Origin of the sequence: Rhizobium sp. C104 (assembly GCF_022354505.1) — a bacterium.
Classification (GTDB): domain Bacteria; phylum Pseudomonadota; class Alphaproteobacteria; order Rhizobiales; family Rhizobiaceae; genus Rhizobium; species Rhizobium redzepovicii.
On record NZ_CP092349.1, the window covers coordinates 123,629 to 139,889 of the forward strand.

Here is a 16,261-nt window from a genome sequence, read left to right on the forward strand (position 1 = left end):
CATCCCGCAGCTACTTGACGGCGCCCGCGGTCATCCCGGCGATGATGTGCTTTTCCAGGACGACGCCGACGACGACAAGCGGCAGGATGCCGGCGGTGGAAAGGGCAGCCATCGACCACCAGTTGATGCCCTGGCTGCCTGTCTGGCTGGCAATCATCACCGGCAGCGTGTTGGTATTGGTGGAGGTCAGCAGTGCGGCGAAGAAATATTCGTTCCAGCACAGGATCAGCGCCAACAGGAAGGCGGCCACCATGCCCGGCAGAACGAGCGGCACGATGATGCGGGCAAAGGCGCCCCAGATCGACAGGCCATCGACCAGGGCTGCCTCCTCGAGTTCTACCGGGATCGTGGCGAACTGGTCGCGCATGATCCAGACGACGATCGGCAGCACCATCAGCGTATAGACGGCGATCATGCCGGCATAAGTGTCGAGCAGCGCCAGCTCCTTATAGAGAACCAGGAACGGCAGGGCGAGGACGACCGGCGGCATGATCAGCTGCGACAGGAAGAAAAAGGAAATGTCGGAATTGCGCATATGGCCGAACTTGTAGGAAAAGCGGCTGAGGCCGTAGGCGGCCAGCGATCCGAGCACGACCGCAAGCGCGGATGCGGTCACGGAGATGATGACGCTGTTCCAGAGCCGGCGCATAAATTCATCGCGCACCGTCGATACCTGGGAGATCGTATCGGGAGAGAGCCCGAGCGAGCGCCAGCCGAGCCAATTGGGCGTAAAATTGAACCAGGGGACCAGATTGCCGCGCATGACATCGGCAGCCGTTTTGAACGAGGTCGAAACCGTCCAGAACAGCGGGAAGATGCAGACACACGCCCAGGTGACGAGCAGCCCGTAGACGGCCAGGCGCATCGCCCACCAGCGAATGCGCTGAGCTCGCCCGTATTTTTCGAAATCGATGCGAACCATCAGAGCCTTCCTGTCATCCGCTTCACGATACGGTCTGCGATCTTCATCAGCATTGTCATCCCGAAGACGATGATCACCAGATAGACGAGCGCGAGCAAGGTACCGTACCCGACATTCGACCGGTCGCGGTATTCACGATAGATGAAACTGGTAACGGAGTCGGTCGCGCCGCCCGGGCCTCCCGACGTCACCGTGATGATGATGTCGGCGAGCTTGAGCTTGAAGATCACGCGGATCATCACCGCCGTCACCGAAACCGGCAGCATGAGCGGGAAAGTGACCTTCCAGAAGCGCTGCCATTTGGTAGCCCCATCGACTTCGGCCGCCTCCAGCACCTCCCTGGACAAGCCCTGCAATCCGGCAAGCAGCATGATCATCATGAAGGGAATGAAGGTCCAGGCATCCATGATCATGATCGACAGCTTCGCCGTCAGCGGATCGCCGAAGAAGGACGGGTTTTCCCAGCCGAGCCAGCGGGCGAAGCGCGCGATCGGGCCGAAACGGGTCTCCAGCATCGATTTGCCGACCATCCAGCTCACCGCGACCGGCGACAGCATCAAAGGGATGAGGAAGGTGACCCGCCAGAATTTTCGGGCGATAATTTCCTGGTTGAGGAGCAGCGCCAACCCGAACGCGATTGCATATTCGACCACGATCGCCAGGCAGTAAAGGACCATGTTCAGCAGGGCATTGGCATAGAACGGATCGGCGATCATCCGGCGCACATTGTCGAGCCCATTGAAGCGCCGACCGGTCGAGGAGGCGAGGTTCCAATCGGAAAAGCCGATCCAGAGCGCGAAGAGCAGCGGGAAGACCACCATCGACACGACGAAAAGCGCGGCAGGCAGAACAAAAAGCGCCTTCTTGCCCGGCTCGCCGTAGATGACGACGCGCGTGACGCAAAGAACGGCGGCCCAGAGAAAATAGGCATAAAGAACCGGCCGCCAGTTCGCAAAACCCCACCCGGTCCAGCCGAGTTCATGCGCCCCCTGCAAGACAAAGGATGTTATGAACCATATGGCGCTCAGCCATAGAGCCGTGCGGCCCCAGAAACGACGGCTCGCGGAAATGGAGCTGGCTTCGACCGTGTGGAGCAGGTCGCCTTCGACTGTCGACATGATTTTCCTCGCCCGGACGGAATGGGCGCCGGCGAACCGCTTCCGGTCCGCCGGCGTATTGGTGTCAAACGATCAGAGCCCGAGGCTCGCCCGATAGAGTCTCAGCTGGCTGTCGCGGCCGATCTGGTCGGTGATCTTTTCCCAGGCGGCCGCAATCGCATCCGCGGTCTCCTGCGCCGACTTGTACTGTCCGGCAAAGCCCTTAGCCAATTCGTCCTCGGCGACGGAATAATATTGGAAGATACCGGGAATGCGCGGTTCGATGGCGGCGTTCGGGTGGTTGTAGCTGTCCGCGTTCGAACCCAGGTAGTCCTCGATATAGGCGCGGTCGTAACCTGCCTTTTCCCATTCGTCGTAGTTGAAGTTGGACTGGCGGTAAGGCTGGAAACCGGAGGGATAGGCCGACGTCCACAAGGACAGATCCTTGCCGCCAAGATGGGCGGCGGCGGACCAGGCCGCCTTTCGCTTCTTCTCGTCGCCGGAGACCTGCTTGGTGACATAGATGCCCCAGCCGAGATAGGCCATATTGGGCGCTTCGTTATACTTGTCTTCCCACTGCCCGGTCTTACGGTTGTAAACCCGGTTGGAGCCGCGGTTGATGCCGAAGCCGACCACATCGCCGACGACCGACGAGTCCGAAGTGCGCGCGCCGGACCCGACGTCGCCCCACCACATCAGCATGGCGCCGGTGCCCGCCAGGAACTGCGAGAAGGCCGTGGTGCCGGGGTCGGCATTGATCTGATCGGCCGGATAGGCCTTGGCCGCGATCAGATCCAGGACGTCCTGGATCGCCTGGACCCATGCGGGGTTATTGACCAGCGGCTTCATGTTTTCGGGATCGAACAGCCAGGCCGGATCGCCGGGATATTTGGCATAGGCCGTCGCGCGGTTCTCGATGAAATAGAAGCCGAAACCACCCCAGCCCTTCAGCGGATCGAGATAGCCATAGGCCGGCTGGCCGGTCAGAGGATCGGTCTTGCCGATCAGCGCCTTCGAGGCCGCGTTGACCTCCTGCCAGGTCTTCGGCGGCTCAGCCATGCCGCTGATGGAGCCCTCTCCGAAGTAATCCTTGCGATAGGCGAAGGTGTGGCAGTCGCCGTCGATCGTGACGCGATAGGTCTTGCCGCCCCAGGTGCCGACCGGCGGCTTCAGGTAACTCACCAGGTCGTCGGCCTCGATCTGCTTTGCAGCCCAGTCCGGCATCTCGTCCAGCAGTCCGCGTCCGGCAGTATCGCCTTCGAACGGAGCGCCCATTTCCAGAATGTCGAAATCGACCGTGCCGGTCGCGATCGACTGCTGAAGGCGGGCATTGTAGTCGGCTTGCGCAAGGTCGATCCAGTTGATCTTGGCGCCGGTATAAGCCTCCCAGGGCTTCAGGAAGCCGCGGAACAGGAAGTTGTGCAGGTTTTGATTGTTGAGCCCCATGAAGGTCAGCTCGACACCGGCAAATTCGCCCTGCTTGACGTTGGCCTTGGTCGGACCGAGGCAGAGTTCGCCGACCTTCTGCCAGTCCGCATCCGTCGGCGAGCCCTTGCCGACGCCCGGGATCTGCAGGATCTGGGCGCGCAGATCGTCGGCGGCGGCAATCGCCATGCCGGGAATTCCGCCCATCGCGCCCGATAGACCGAGCAGAGCCGCAGCACTCGCAGTTCCGCGCAGGACGTCGCGGCGACTTGCCTGACGGCGCATCAATGCATCGTATATTTCGACTTTCATACTTTCCTCCTCCACGTTTTTGCGCTGCCGCCAGCCCGTCTTTCCGGATTGGCTCCGGTCCGATTTTCGCACTGGTCTCATGCAGAACTATCTGGTAAACAAAAAAATGAAACGTTTCATATTGATGTTCGAAACCGCTCCTCTCGGCCTCGCCAGCGAGAATTAGACGGCAAGCGGCAAAAGTCAACATGAAATGAAACGTTTCATGGAGGAGGTCTGACAGCATGTACGAGCAGCGGCAGGGTGCGTTTCGCCAAGCCTCATGCCTTGGATTTTGTCGAGAGATGCATATCTCCCGGAACCGCCGGGGGAGCTGGAAAGCGAGTGGGGAGGCACATGGCTGAGGTCAATATTTCGGAGGCGCGCAAGGCCTATGGCGCCGTAAATATCCTGCATGGCGTTGATATCGACATTCGCGACGGCGAATTTGTGGTGCTCGTCGGCCCGTCCGGTTGCGGCAAATCGACATTGCTGCGCATGGTCGCGGGGCTCGAAAGCATCACCGGCGGCACCATCTCGATCGGCGGAAAGGTCGTCAACAATCTGCCGCCGAAGGATCGCGACATCGCCATGGTCTTTCAGAGCTATGCGCTCTATCCGCACAAAACCGTTGCCGAAAACATGGTCTTTGCGCTCCGTCTGCAGAAACAGCCTGCCGATATCATCAAGCAGCGGCTGCAGGCGGCGGCCGAAACGCTTGACCTCGTGCCCTATCTCGACCGCTATCCGCGCCAGCTTTCGGGCGGCCAGCGCCAGCGCGTGGCGATGGGACGCGCCATTGTCCGGTCACCGCAGGTTTTCCTGTTCGACGAGCCCTTGTCGAACCTCGACGCCAAGCTGCGCGTGCAGATGCGCAAGGAGATCAAGGAACTGCACCAGCGATTGAGAACCACGACGATCTATGTCACCCACGATCAGGTCGAAGCGATGACCATGGCCGACAAGATCGTGGTCATGCAGGGCGGCAAGGTCGAACAGATTGGCACGCCGCTGGAACTCTACGATCGTCCCCGCAATACATTCGTTGCGGCCTTTATCGGCTCACCGTCGATGAATCTGCTGAAAGGCCGCTACAAGGCCGATGGTGCGATCTTCGTCACCGAGACCGGCGACGAGATCGCGCTCGGTTTTAACCCGCAGGCGTCCGAAGGGCAGGCCGTGCTTCTCGGCGTGCGGCCCGAGCACCTGTCGCTCAGCCCAAGCGGCCTCGACACGACCGTCAGCGTCACCGAACCTACCGGCCATGAGACGATGGTTTTCCTGCGCTACGGGACCGGCGAGCTTGTCGCGGTGCTGTCCGACCGTCACGAGTTTAAACCGGGGCAGGTCGCGACGATCGCTGCTCGGCCAGGAAAGCTTCATCTTTTCGATGCGGCATCCGGCAAGACATTACGACCGGATTGAGCGGTATCGCTTCAAAAGCCGCCGAGATAGGTTCAAAGTGAAGATCGGGCTGACGGACCTCGAATTCTTCCGCTCGGCCTCGGCTATGGCTGGCCACCGCAGACGCGGCCGCTACGCACTCGATTTGGAGTAGAGACCAAGGTTGTTGCCGAGGGCGAACCCGCAACCCTGATAAAATTTCGACAACGCCCCTTCTCGCTGTGAGACCAACCAGACGCTGCTGCATCCCTCGGCCTTTGCTGTTTCGAAAACTGCTGATAGCAGCGCAGTCCCTATTCCCGCACCTTGGGCTTCAGGCAGCACCGACAACTCGTCAAGATAAACGACCGGACCGGCATGGCGCCGCTGTCGTATGCCCAACGCGATCCCCAGCACCTTGCCTCCGTCAAAGGCCGCAAGCGCAATGGATTTCGGCGTTCCAAGCACGGTGTTTACATTTTCAGCCGCCGCTTCAAGCGACCAATTCTCGTTCCACGGAGGTCCCGAATAGGCGCTGACCAGCACAGTGGCGGCGTCATTGAGATGTTCTAGCGTAAGACGTTTAATCCGAAACGACATAAATCCACCTGACGTTGAGTGAATTGACATTTGCCGCAGTTCGATCCGTAACGCAACAGGCTCCGAGCCGGACGATCTACGGAAACGACAAAGCTGTAAGCTTGACACAACCAGCGACCGCGCTTTACGACTGTCGGTATTCACCAGGGGGGTCCCGCAAGGGGCTGAGATACTGCTGGACAATGAGGCTTTGCCTGTTGTGGCGCAGTGACCCGTTGAACCTGATCCAGTTCATACTGGCGTAGGGACGGTGCAAGCGCTCGAAGGCTTTGGATTCACGCGTGGAATCCGTGCCGGTGTCTTTCCATCATTCCGGCTGATTGACTGGGTCTCCAACTTACAACTTGGAGCCTCAAACCATGACCATTGCCGCAAAGAACCTCACCCTGACCGTCACCACCGGCCCGTTGCCGGCATCGCGGAAGATCCATATTCCAGGAGATATTCATGGCGATATCCGCGTGCCGATGCGCGAAATCAGTGTCCATCCGACTGCCGGCGAGCCGCCTGTCATCGTCTATGATTCCTCCGGCCCCTACACGATCGAAGGTGCGGAGATCCGCATCGAGCAGGGCCTGTCTCCACTGCGCCGCGACTGGGTGCTGGCCCGCGGCGACGTCGAAGCCTATGACGGCCGCCATGTCCGCCCCGAGGACAACGGCTTTGTCAGCGGCGACCGGCTGACGCCGGAATTTCCGGGGCGGCGCCGGCCGCTGCGCGCCAAGGACGGCAAAGCCGTCACCCAGCTCGCCTACGCACGGGCCGGCATCATTACGCCGGAGATGGAGTTCGTCGCCATTCGCGAGAATCTCGGCCGCAAGGCCAAGGCTGAAGTGCTGGTGCGTGACGGCGAGAGCTTCGGCGCCGATATTCCCGATCATGTGACGCCGGAATTCGTCCGCCGGGAAGTCGCCGCCGGCCGGGCGATCATCCCCGCCAACATCAACCACCCCGAAAGCGAACCGATGATCATCGGCCGCAATTTTCTGGTGAAGATCAACGCCAATATCGGCAACTCCGCCGTCACCTCGTCGATGGCTGAAGAAGTCGAGAAGATGGTCTGGGCCGCCCGCTGGGGCGCCGATACGGTCATGGATCTGTCGACCGGGCGCAACATCCACAATATCCGCGAATGGATCATCCGCAATTCGCCGCTGCCGATCGGCACGGTGCCGCTTTATCAGGCGCTGGAGAAGGTCGGCGGCATCGCCGAGGATCTTAGCTGGGAAATCTATCGCGATACGCTGATCGAGCAGGCCGAACAGGGCGTTGACTATTTCACCATCCATGCCGGCGTGCGGCTGCGTTACATTCCGCTCACCGTCAACCGCGTCACCGGCATCGTCTCGCGTGGTGGCTCGATCATGGCCAAGTGGTGTCTGCATCATCACCGCGAAAACTTCCTCTACGAGCATTTCGAGGAGATCTGCGAGATTTGCCGGGCCTATGACGTCTCCTTCTCGCTCGGCGACGGCCTTCGCCCCGGCTCGATCGCCGATGCCAATGATGCGGCCCAATTTGCCGAACTCGAGACGCTCGGCGAACTGACGAAGATCGCCTGGGCCAGGGATTGCCAGGTGATGATCGAGGGGCCCGGCCATGTGCCGATGCACAAGATCAAGGAAAACATGGACAAGCAACTCGCCGTCTGCGGCGAGGCGCCCTTCTACACGCTGGGGCCGCTGACCACCGATATCGCCCCCGGCTACGACCACATCACCTCCGGCATCGGCGCGGCGATGATCGGCTGGTTCGGCACGGCCATGCTCTGCTACGTCACCCCGAAGGAGCATCTCGGCCTGCCCGACCGCAGCGACGTCAAGACCGGCGTCATCACCTATAAGATCGCCGCCCATGCGGCCGACCTTGCCAAGGGCCATCCCGCGGCGCGCCTTCGCGACGATGCGCTGTCGCGGGCACGTTTCGAATTCCGCTGGGAAGACCAGTTCAACCTCTCCCTCGACCCGGAGACGGCCCGCTCCTTCCACGATGAGACGCTTCCGAAGGAAGCGCACAAGGTGGCGCATTTCTGTTCGATGTGCGGCCCGAAATTCTGCTCGATGCGCATATCGCATGACATCCGCGCTGAAGCGCAGAAGGAGGGGCTGGACGCGATGGCGGCGAAATACCGGGAGGGCGGCGATCTCTATATGCCGATCGAGACCTCCGCGCACGGGGCGGACTGACATGCGCGTGCTTGTCAAAGGCGCCGGCGTCGCCGGCCTCACCGTCGCCCGCGAGCTGCATGCCCGCGGTGCCGATGTCACGGTCTTCGACCCGCATCCGAATTTCGCCCATGCCGCGTCCTGGCTCGCCGGCGGCATGCTGGCGCCCTGGTGCGAGCGGGAAAGCGCCGATGAGGCAGTGCTGACGCGCGGCCTCGATGCCGCCGATCGCTGGGAAGCGATCCTGCCCGGCAAGGTCGTCCGCAACGGCACGCTGGTCGTTGCCTCGACGCGCGACCATGGCGAGCTGAAGCGATTTGCCAGCCGCACGACCGGTTATCAATGGGTTGAAGAGGACGATATCGCCGCCCTGGAGCCCATGCTCGCCGCCCGTTTCAGGCACGGTCTGTTCTTCCCCGGTGAGGCGCATCTGAACCCTCGCCAGGCGCTGCACGGGCTGAAAGAGCAACTGACGGCAAACGGCGTCACCTTTACCGGCGTAGATGTGAGCGATGACGATTTCTCCGATATCGTCGACTGCACAGGTGCCGCCCGCATCGGGCAAGAGCGCGATCTGCGCGGCGTGCGGGGTGAAATGCTCTATCTCCATACCGAAGAGGTCACCCTTGCCCGGCCCGTCCGCCTGCTGCATCCGCGCTTCCCCGTCTATATCGTCCCGCGCAGCAACGGGTTGTTCATGATCGGCGCAACGATGATCGAGACCGATTCCGACGGCCCGATCACCGCACGTTCGCTGATGGAATTGCTGAACACGGCCTATGCGCTGCACCCGGCCTTTGCCGACGCCGCCGTCGTCGAGACCGGCGCCGGCATTCGCCCTGCCCTGCCCGACAATCTTCCACGCGTCCTGCGGGAGGGGAAGGCCGTCGTTTTCAATGGCCTCTATCGCCACGGCTTTCTGCTGGCGCCGACCATGGCGGCCGAGGCTGCCGATCTCGTTTTTTCCCAACAGCCGAAGCAAAGGAACACCCAATGCAACTGATCATCAATGGCGAAGCCCAGACAACCGCCGCCACAACGCTTTTGCAGCTTCTGGCCGCGCTCGACTACGAAGGCGACTGGCTGGCGACCGCCGTCAATGGCGAACTGGTCCATCGCGAGGATCGCGGCGAGCATATGCTGAACGATTATGACCGGATCGAAATCCTGACCCCGATGCAGGGAGGCTGAGCATGCTTAATCTTTACGGACGTCAAATCGCATCACGCCTTCTTCTCGGCACCGCCCGTTACCCCTCACCCGCCATCCTCGCCGAAGCCATCACGCGCTCTAAAACGGAGATCGTCACCGTATCGCTGCGCCGCGAAATGGCCGGAGGGCGCAATGGCGGCGCTTTCTTCGACATGATCCGTGCACTCGGCGTTCACGTTCTTCCCAACACGGCCGGCTGCCACGGCGTGTCCGAGGCGGTGCTGACGGCGAAGATGGCCCGCGAAGTGTTTCGCACCGATTGGATCAAGCTGGAGGTGATCGGCAATCACGACACGCTGCAGCCGGATGTTTTCGCGCTCGTGGAAGCGGCCGGCATTCTGACCGGCGAAGGCTTTCAGGTCTTTCCGTATACGACGGACGACCTGGTCGTTGCCGAGCGTCTGATCGACGCCGGATGCCGGGTGCTGATGCCCTGGTGCGCGCCGATCGGATCTGCGGCGGGACCACAAAACCTTTCAGCCCTTCGATCGATGCGGGCGCATTTTCCCGACGTACCGCTCATCGTGGATGCCGGCATCGGCCGGCCTTCACATGCTGCTATCGTCATGGAGACTCGGCTTCGATGGCGTGCTGCTGAACACCGCGGTTGCCGGCGCCGGCGACCCCGCCGCAATGGCGGAGGCCTTTGCCAAGGCAATCGATGCCGGCAGGCAGGCATTCGGCGCCGGCATGCTGGAGCCGCGCGACATGGCCGTGCCTTCGACGCCCGTGATCGGAAAGGCGGTGTTTGCATGAAGTCGACGGTTTCTGCTTGATCTTCCCACAGCCGACGCTCATCGGTTGGGTCTGCGATATACTTCGAACGGATTACGGGCCAGATCACGCGTGGCGACCGGTGTGCTTGGATGCAGCGACAGTTTCAAGCGGCGCGGACCCGATCGCGGCCGCCAAGTTTGGCGGCGTAAAGTGCTTGATCGGCGCGTCTATAGAGTTCAGCCGCAGTATCCTCACTGAGGGAGGCTGCAACGCCTGCCGAACAGGTGTAGGCAAAATCGGGGGATTCCGTCAGCGGGCGGGAAAACCGGATCATCGTCAACATGTTTTCGATGATCTCGACGGCGTCCTCCAAAGCCGTGTCCGGCATCGCCAAAACAAACTCTTCTCCTCCGACGCGACCGAAACAGTCGTTGCGCCGGACATGCTGGTGGATTCGTTGCGCAAAGTCCTTCAGCACGAGATCACCGGCGTGATGGCCGAGCCTGTCGTTGATGTGCTTGAAGTTGTCGATGTCGAGCACGGCAAGGCATCCCTCGCTACCGTCTTTGGCGGCAACAAGCATGTCCTCTATCCGCGCCATGACGAATCTCCGGTTTGCAACCCCGGTCAGCTCATCGGTCTGCGAAGCCTTGACCGCAAAGTCGCGGTCCTGCCGAACACTTCTCTCCTCGGCACGCAGGGTTGTGATATCGCTTGCAACGCACAGCATCCAGCCGTTTTTCTGGACAGACTCGGTCATCCAGAGCCAGCGGCCGTCCATCAGGTCTGTTTCGAACGCCCGGTAGCCGATTTTCCCCGGCGGGACTGCGTCGAGCGCAGCCACTCGTCGAATTTTTTTGCGTGAATGACAGTGCCCTGACCGCGTTCGAAATTGCGTCGCATGAGATCCGGCCAAAGCGGGGTCTCGTCCCGCTCGATGAAATACGCCGACCGGAACGCCAGGTTGGCGTAGCGCAGCCGGTCGCTAGAGTCATAGACCGCCATGAGCGTCGAGGTGTTCGCAGAGAGCTGCAGAAGCTGTTCAGCGATCTCGTCCATATTGGATCCCGTCTGGTTACCACAACCATGCATACCGCGCCATTTCTACGTGAAAAGTCTCGTGAGACAAAGGCCCCTAAGTCGGTTATCGGCCTCCGGATGCCTGGCGGGCACCAGAGATATCCCGATAAGCGCTGGCTCCAAGTGGATGTTGCAGATATCGCCCCGCCGTCATTGGGCGCAACTGGCCGATAGTGACGTGCCCAAGCTGTCCGTGAGACGCGGATCTGTTGTGGCTAGCCACCGCTCTGGGGAAAAATACGTCTTCGTCCTCACCTGCGAATCTGACGTCGCCTTCAGACCAAGGACAAAATTGAAGTTATTTTCGCTGCCGGCTTCGCGCGTGAAGCTGAGATAGGAGCCGAATCGCTCGTATTCGACATTTCGAAGGTTTTGGATCGACGCAAGAGTATCCTCGAAATCGCGCCAGCACGCCTGCTTCACGATGATCTCGAAAATGCGCAGGACGGCCGGGGCGAGGTGCCCCTTCGCGTCTGTCGCCGGCCCAATGATCTTGGCGCGGATATCGACAACATCGCCGGTTTCATTTCCACGAACCTTGACGAAGGTGGAACTGAGGGGACGCACCTCGTCCCGTTCGTAGATGCGCTGAAAATAACATTCATAACTGCGATTGCGCATCGATGCGGCTTTCCAGTCGCTCATCTCGATGCCGGCCCCTCGAAGAGCACCGCACATATTCGGGCCCGAAACGCGCCACATCCGCAGAAATTGACTTGCCCATTCCGGCTTCGGGACCTCGATCAGCGGCAGCGATATAGACATCGGCGGGAGAGGAGAAGGAGCCGCCGTGCCGGGGCCGATGGCCATGGGCGCTGATTGGACAGCCGTGTCGAGAGCTCCATCGTCAGAGAGCCCGACCGGATCGTCGAGGTCGTGGAGTTCACGGTAAAAGACAAGCGTACTTGCAAAAAGCAAACCGGATATCAAAAGTATCGACCAAAGCAGCCAGCGGCTGCGGCTCCGCAATCTGGAGTTCCAGCGCCGATGGGGGATGTCGGGAGGAGGATCGACTGCTGATAGCGTTTTATCCACGGCGACCTCACAAGCAAAATCGGAGCGGATGCGAGTTTGAACCCAATCAAGCTCGATCCCGTTTGCAACCAGCCGCTGTCGGTCGGCGCGTCAGCCAATGCCCCTGCTGGCGGCTCTTTCTGAGGTGAGCAACGCATGTGCAAAACGGTACAGTCTGTCCGACTCACCTTCGACACTTTTGAGTGTGAGGTCGCCTCTGTGGAGCGTCAAGCAGCAAGCCTGTCGGACGGCATTCACCCCCTCAAAATTGGTGGGAAGAGCGCATTGGCCGCCTCAGGACACCTACATCAGACCGCTTCGCGACAACTGCGCTGACCCCGCATTGTCAGCCGCCCATTGATCTTCATACACTCGGTATCGCGTTCGCGGCAGACCGATCCGCCTACGGTTCGCGTATTGCGTTATCCAGGCCCCGCAGCAACGGATACAGGAAATAGGAGATCACTGTGCGCTTGCCGACCTTAATCTCCGTGGACACGGTCATGCCGGGAAGCAGCCGCACTGGCACGTCCGACGCATTCAGCCTGGTGTCGGCGAGCAGGACGCGAGCCTTGAAGAAGGGAGCAGCCGACTGGCTGGGGGTGGTGGTTTGATCCTGCTGGCCGGTCAGGAACGTGTCCTCGCTGATGGTGCGAACCTTGCCGGAGGCCGTGCCGTATTTCTGGAAGGGATAGGCGTCGAGCTTGATACGCGCTTCCTTGCCGACGGCCACCCGGCCGATGTCGCGGGTGTTGATCGAAACTTCGGCTTCGAGCGGCACGTTGATCGGCACCAGGGTAACGATCGGTTCGGCTTCGCGCACCACAGACCCGATGGAGCGCTGGGCGAGATCCAGCACGACGGCGTCGGCGGGTGCGGTCAGCGCCACCATGTTGCGGCGCAGCTTCATCTTTTTCAGTTCCTCGTCGGCCATGTCGCGCTGGCCGCGCAGTTCCACCAGTTGCTCCATTGCGGCGCGGCGGAAGTCCTCGATAAAGGCTTGGCGGTCGGCTCGGAGCTTGGCAAAGGAGTGGGCGGCCTCGTCGGCCCGGCCGCGGACGGCAGTTAGATCGGATTCGACGTCGAGGCGGGCGTCGCGGGAGCCGAGCAGCGTGATCAGCGAACCGCTCTGGTTGTCATAGAGCCTCTCCCGCGCTGCTTCGATCTGAGAGAGCCCATCACGCCTGTCATTGAGCACCGCCTCCTGGTTTTTGCTCGCCACAAGAGCGGCGGATTGGCCGGCGATCTGCTGATCGAAATTCTGCAACTGCGCCACGTAAAAGGCCCGTCGCTGGCCAAAGAGCTGCGCCTGCAACATCTGGTCGGGCGTATCTCCTGCCATCTTCGTATAGTCGTCGCCGGCAAGCTCGGCCTCGATGCGCCTTACCTGGGCATCGAGTGCGGAGAATTTCGCCTGCTGCTGGTCGACATCGGCTTGGCTGAAGGTGGCGTCGAGGGTCGCGAGCGTCTGACCGGTATGCACGACCTCGCCGGCCTTCACCTCGATCGTGCGGATGATCGAGGTTTCGAGCGGCTGTACGACGATGGTCGGCTGGGTGGTGACGAGCTTGCCTGGCGCAATCACCACCTCATCGATCGAGGAGACCGAGGCCCAGGTGATCGCTGCGGCAAGCAGCGCCGTTACGCAGTAGAGCGTCATGCGCGCCACCCGCGGCGGGGCGCGTTCCTCGAGCTCGACAGCATCGGACTGGAATTCGGCAATTGCCGGCGGCAGCGGCGGGCGGGCAGTTAGTGCCCTTCCCTTATCAGGAGCCTTGTCCGAGGCGCCCTTGTCTGAAGGGACCGGCAGGTTTTCACTGGGTTTTCTGGCGTGCGCGTTCATGCGACCTGCCTCATTTGCTGGGCCCACAGGTGGCGATAGGTCATGCAGCGCGATACGAGCTGATCGTGCCGGCCGATATCGGCGACCTTGCCGCGATCGACGACGAGAATGGCATCGGCATCGACGAGCGTCGAAAGCCGGTGCGAGACGATGATGACGGTGCGGCCGGCAGCGATGCGGCTCAGATTCTCGCGGATGATCGCCTCGCTGTCGGGATCGAGCGCGCTCGTCGCCTCGTCGAAAATCAACAGCTTCGGATCGGTGATCAGCGCGCGAGCGATGGCCAACCGCTGCTTCTGGCCACCGGAGAGGTTGGAGCCATTTTCCTCCAGCATCGTGTCGAAGCCGCGCGGCAGACGCTCTATGAACTCCTCGGCGCCGGCGATGCGGGCGACCTCCATGATCTCCTCGATGCTCGCATCGGGCTTGGCGGCGGCGATATTCTCGCGAACCGAGCCGCGAAACAGGAAGTTATCCTGCAGCACGACGCCGATGCTGGTTCTTAAGTGCACAAGGTCGATCTCGCGGCTGTCATAGCCGTCCATGCGCACCAGCCCTTCCTGGCTCTGATAGAGCCCCTGGATGAGCCTTGTGATCGTCGTCTTCCCCGAGCCGCTCTTGCCGACCACGCCGAAGACGCAGCCCGCCGGAACGGCGAAGGAGACATTGTCGAGCGCCGGCGCGCTGTCCGGAGCGTAGCGGAAGGAGACCCTGTCGAATTCGATGCGGCCCTGCAAATGCGGTCGCACGCCACGCCCGCGGCCTGCCTGCTCCGGCCGCTGGTTCATGATCTCACCGAGCATGCGCACGGAGAGCGCCACTTCCTGATATTCATGCGCCATGGTAACGATCTGGACGAGCGGACCGGAGACACGGCCCGCGAGCATGTTGAAGGCGACAAGCGCTCCGATGGTCATCGCGCCGCTGAAGACGTCTAGCGCACCGAGGCCGATGATCGCGACACTCATTAGCTTCTCCAGCAGCCCGGTCATCGCTTGGGCGATGGTCGAGATCTTGTCGACCCGGAACCGCACGGATATCGATTGCGCCGAATAGTCGTCCCAGACCTTGCGCTGGCGCGGCTCCAGCGCCAGCGATTTGACGGTGCGCATGCCGTGCACGGTTTCCACCAGCAAGGCCTGACGGTCGCCTTCCGCCTGGTAAAGCGCCTGCAGGCGGCGCTGGAACGGCCCGACGAGCATCATCACCACCAGCCCGACAAGCGCTGCAAAACCCAGCACAACCAGCGTCAGCTTGACGCTGTAGAGAAGCAGGATCGGCACGAAGACCAGCAGGGAAACACCGTCCAGAAGTGTGAGGAACAGCCGCCCGGTCAGGAATTCGCGGATGCGCCCCGTCTGCTGCATATGCTTGACGAGGACGCCGGCCGAAGCCTGCTCGAAGAGCGCGATCGGCAGATTTAGCAGATGGCCGAAGGTGCGTGTCGCGACGCGGATATCGATCCGGTTCGTCGCGTAGAGCAGCAGATAGCGCCGCAGGAAGGTGAAGGTCGCATCGAAGACGAGTGCGATCGCAATGCCCGCTGTCAGAACCGTCAGCGTCGCATAGCTCTGATGCACCAGCACCTTGTCGATGACGAGCTGAAAGAAGATCGGCGTCGTCAGCCCCAGGCCGTAAAGCACGAAAGCTGCGAGCGCGACATCGCGGAAGAAGCTGCGCTGCTTGATGATTTCGGGGACGAACCAGCGGAAGCCGAACGGCCGGTCCTCATCGGACATGCGATAATTGCGCTTCAGCAGGACGACAGATCCGAGCCAGGCCTTGGCGAATTGCTCTTCGCTCAGCATCATCACTTCGGCGCGTGACGCGAGCGGATCGAGAACGCGAATTCTCTCATCCTCGCCGCTCCCGACAGCGCCAGCGATGACCACCCAATTGCCGTTCGTCAGTTCCGCCAACGCCGGAAAGGCCTCGCCCAGTTGAAACAGCGATCGCCAGTCGAGCGTCAGATGCCGGGCTCTGAGACCGGCATCCTTGGCCATGCGCAGCAACTGCCGCACGGCAACCGGATCGTTGCCGACGGCATAATCATGCTGCAATCTTTCAGGCGCGAGATCGACGCCATGATGACGCGCGACGAGCGCCAGACAGTGCAGGTTGGTATGCAGAAAACCAGTCATGGCCCACCCGAAACAATACGAGACCGAGTCGATATTCGTTTTTTCAGTTGAAGTTCGGCGAAGCGTTCGACGCGCCGGCCTGCTGGATATCGGTCGCCGCCGCCGCCGACATATCGCCGATACGACGGACCGCACCCGCCTCGACCAACCCACCGAGCGCCTTCTGCATCAGATCGACCGCGTTGGCGAAAGCATCGACAGGCATGATGATGCGCTGGCGGAAGACCGGCTTCGGGTTGTTGTTATCGTCGCGATCGGTTGCCGAAAGCGACATCAGGTCGATGCGCACGATCGTTCCCGTAATGGTGATTTCGCCGATGCCGTCTGCGTAAAGTTCGTTGCTCATTGTTCTCTCCTCCGTTGATAATCAA

At 61.3% G+C, this 16,261-nt stretch carries 12 protein-coding genes, 2 pseudogenes and 1 riboswitch; of the genes and pseudogenes, 5 read left to right on the forward strand and 9 right to left on the reverse strand.

The annotated features are described in order from the left end of the window. Positions 1 to 10 precede the first annotated feature (10 nt). The 3 genes from MF410_RS23895 to MF410_RS23905 all read right to left on the reverse strand — a co-directional run bounded on the left by MF410_RS23895 (position 11) and on the right by MF410_RS23905 (position 3,756). The gene (locus tag MF410_RS23895; RefSeq protein WP_088936811.1) at positions 11 to 922 is read right to left on the reverse strand and encodes a carbohydrate ABC transporter permease; all 912 of its coding nucleotides are present in this window, start codon (positions 920 to 922) and stop codon (positions 11 to 13) included. Then, positions 922 to 2,040, reverse strand: coding sequence for a sugar ABC transporter permease (locus tag MF410_RS23900; protein WP_097627940.1), 1,119 nt, complete (start codon positions 2,038 to 2,040; stop codon positions 922 to 924). Before MF410_RS23900 ends, MF410_RS23895 begins: the two co-directional genes overlap by 1 nt. Before the next feature lie 72 nt (positions 2,041 to 2,112). Next, positions 2,113 to 3,756, reverse strand: a complete 1,644-nt coding sequence (locus MF410_RS23905; RefSeq protein WP_097627941.1) for an extracellular solute-binding protein — start codon at positions 3,754 to 3,756, stop codon at positions 2,113 to 2,115. 336 nt (positions 3,757 to 4,092) lie between these two features. Between MF410_RS23905 and ugpC the strand changes: the two genes are divergently transcribed. Continuing rightward, complete coding sequence (gene ugpC / locus MF410_RS23910) at positions 4,093 to 5,160, forward strand: sn-glycerol-3-phosphate ABC transporter ATP-binding protein UgpC (RefSeq protein ID WP_097627942.1); 1,068 nt, start codon at positions 4,093 to 4,095, stop codon at positions 5,158 to 5,160. A gap of 111 nt (positions 5,161 to 5,271) precedes the next feature. Here the strand turns inward: ugpC and MF410_RS23915 are convergent, their stop codons facing one another. After that, entirely contained in the window at positions 5,272 to 5,718 is a 447-nt protein-coding gene (locus MF410_RS23915) for a GNAT family N-acetyltransferase (RefSeq protein ID WP_097627943.1), read from the reverse strand. A 135-nt stretch (positions 5,719 to 5,853) separates the two neighbouring features. Further along, a riboswitch (TPP riboswitch) is annotated at positions 5,854 to 5,984 on the forward strand. Positions 5,985 to 6,077: 93 nt separating this feature from the next. On the opposite strand from MF410_RS23915, the gene thiC reads away from it, so the two are divergent. The 4 genes and pseudogenes from thiC (at position 6,078) to MF410_RS23935 (ending at position 9,851) form a co-directional block, all read left to right on the forward strand. Beyond that, positions 6,078 to 7,904, forward strand: a complete 1,827-nt coding sequence (gene thiC / locus MF410_RS23920; RefSeq protein ID WP_097627944.1) for a phosphomethylpyrimidine synthase ThiC — start codon at positions 6,078 to 6,080, stop codon at positions 7,902 to 7,904. A gap of 1 nt (position 7,905) precedes the next feature. Further along, positions 7,906 to 8,886, forward strand: a complete 981-nt coding sequence (gene thiO, locus MF410_RS23925) for a glycine oxidase ThiO (protein ID WP_131711324.1) — start codon at positions 7,906 to 7,908, stop codon at positions 8,884 to 8,886. Further along, positions 8,877 to 9,074, forward strand: coding sequence for a sulfur carrier protein ThiS (gene thiS / locus MF410_RS23930; protein ID WP_097627946.1), 198 nt, complete (start codon positions 8,877 to 8,879; stop codon positions 9,072 to 9,074). The genes thiO and thiS overlap by 10 nt, the downstream gene beginning before the upstream one ends. A gap of 2 nt (positions 9,075 to 9,076) precedes the next feature. Then, positions 9,077 to 9,851 (forward strand): annotated as a pseudogene (locus tag MF410_RS23935) (thiazole synthase). A gap of 124 nt (positions 9,852 to 9,975) precedes the next feature. Here MF410_RS23935 and MF410_RS23940 read toward each other — a convergent pair. From MF410_RS23940 to MF410_RS23960, 5 genes and pseudogenes are all read right to left on the reverse strand, one after another. After that, positions 9,976 to 10,871 (reverse strand): annotated as a pseudogene (locus MF410_RS23940) (GGDEF domain-containing protein). A 171-nt stretch (positions 10,872 to 11,042) separates the two neighbouring features. Beyond that, positions 11,043 to 11,861 (reverse strand): DUF6030 family protein, encoded by an 819-nt coding sequence (locus tag MF410_RS23945; protein WP_097627949.1) that lies wholly within the window; start codon positions 11,859 to 11,861, stop codon positions 11,043 to 11,045. A gap of 448 nt (positions 11,862 to 12,309) precedes the next feature. Then, a complete protein-coding gene (locus MF410_RS23950) occupies positions 12,310 to 13,749 on the reverse strand; it encodes an HlyD family type I secretion periplasmic adaptor subunit (protein ID WP_097627950.1) in 1,440 nt (479 codons plus the stop codon). Then, the gene (locus MF410_RS23955) at positions 13,746 to 15,890 is read right to left on the reverse strand and encodes a peptidase domain-containing ABC transporter (protein ID WP_097627951.1); all 2,145 of its coding nucleotides are present in this window, start codon (positions 15,888 to 15,890) and stop codon (positions 13,746 to 13,748) included. The genes MF410_RS23950 and MF410_RS23955 overlap by 4 nt, the downstream gene beginning before the upstream one ends. A 43-nt stretch (positions 15,891 to 15,933) precedes the next feature. Continuing rightward, on the reverse strand, positions 15,934 to 16,236 hold the full coding sequence (locus tag MF410_RS23960) for a hypothetical protein (protein ID WP_097627952.1): 303 nt from the start codon (positions 16,234 to 16,236) through the stop codon (positions 15,934 to 15,936). Positions 16,237 to 16,261: the final 25 nt, after the last annotated feature.

Excerpts from the sequence above, each read along its gene's own strand:
- MF410_RS23895 (WP_088936811.1), bottom strand. The coding sequence starts at position 922 with ATGGTTCGCATCGATTTCGAAAAATACGGGCGAGCTCAGCGCATTCGC.
- MF410_RS23900 (WP_097627940.1), bottom strand. The coding sequence starts at position 2,040 with ATGTCGACAGTCGAAGGCGACCTGCTCCACACGGTCGAAGCCAGCTCC.
- MF410_RS23905 (WP_097627941.1), bottom strand. The coding sequence starts at position 3,756 with ATGAAAGTCGAAATATACGATGCATTGATGCGCCGTCAGGCAAGTCGC.
- ugpC (WP_097627942.1), top strand. The coding sequence starts at position 4,093 with ATGGCTGAGGTCAATATTTCGGAGGCGCGCAAGGCCTATGGCGCCGTA.
- MF410_RS23915 (WP_097627943.1), bottom strand. The coding sequence starts at position 5,718 with ATGTCGTTTCGGATTAAACGTCTTACGCTAGAACATCTCAATGACGCC.
- thiC (WP_097627944.1), top strand. The coding sequence starts at position 6,078 with ATGACCATTGCCGCAAAGAACCTCACCCTGACCGTCACCACCGGCCCG.
- thiO (WP_131711324.1), top strand. The coding sequence starts at position 7,906 with ATGCGCGTGCTTGTCAAAGGCGCCGGCGTCGCCGGCCTCACCGTCGCC.
- thiS (WP_097627946.1), top strand. The coding sequence starts at position 8,877 with ATGCAACTGATCATCAATGGCGAAGCCCAGACAACCGCCGCCACAACG.
- MF410_RS23950 (WP_097627950.1), bottom strand. The coding sequence starts at position 13,749 with ATGAACGCGCACGCCAGAAAACCCAGTGAAAACCTGCCGGTCCCTTCA.
- MF410_RS23955 (WP_097627951.1), bottom strand. The coding sequence starts at position 15,890 with ATGACTGGTTTTCTGCATACCAACCTGCACTGTCTGGCGCTCGTCGCG.
- MF410_RS23960 (WP_097627952.1), bottom strand. The coding sequence starts at position 16,236 with ATGAGCAACGAACTTTACGCAGACGGCATCGGCGAAATCACCATTACG.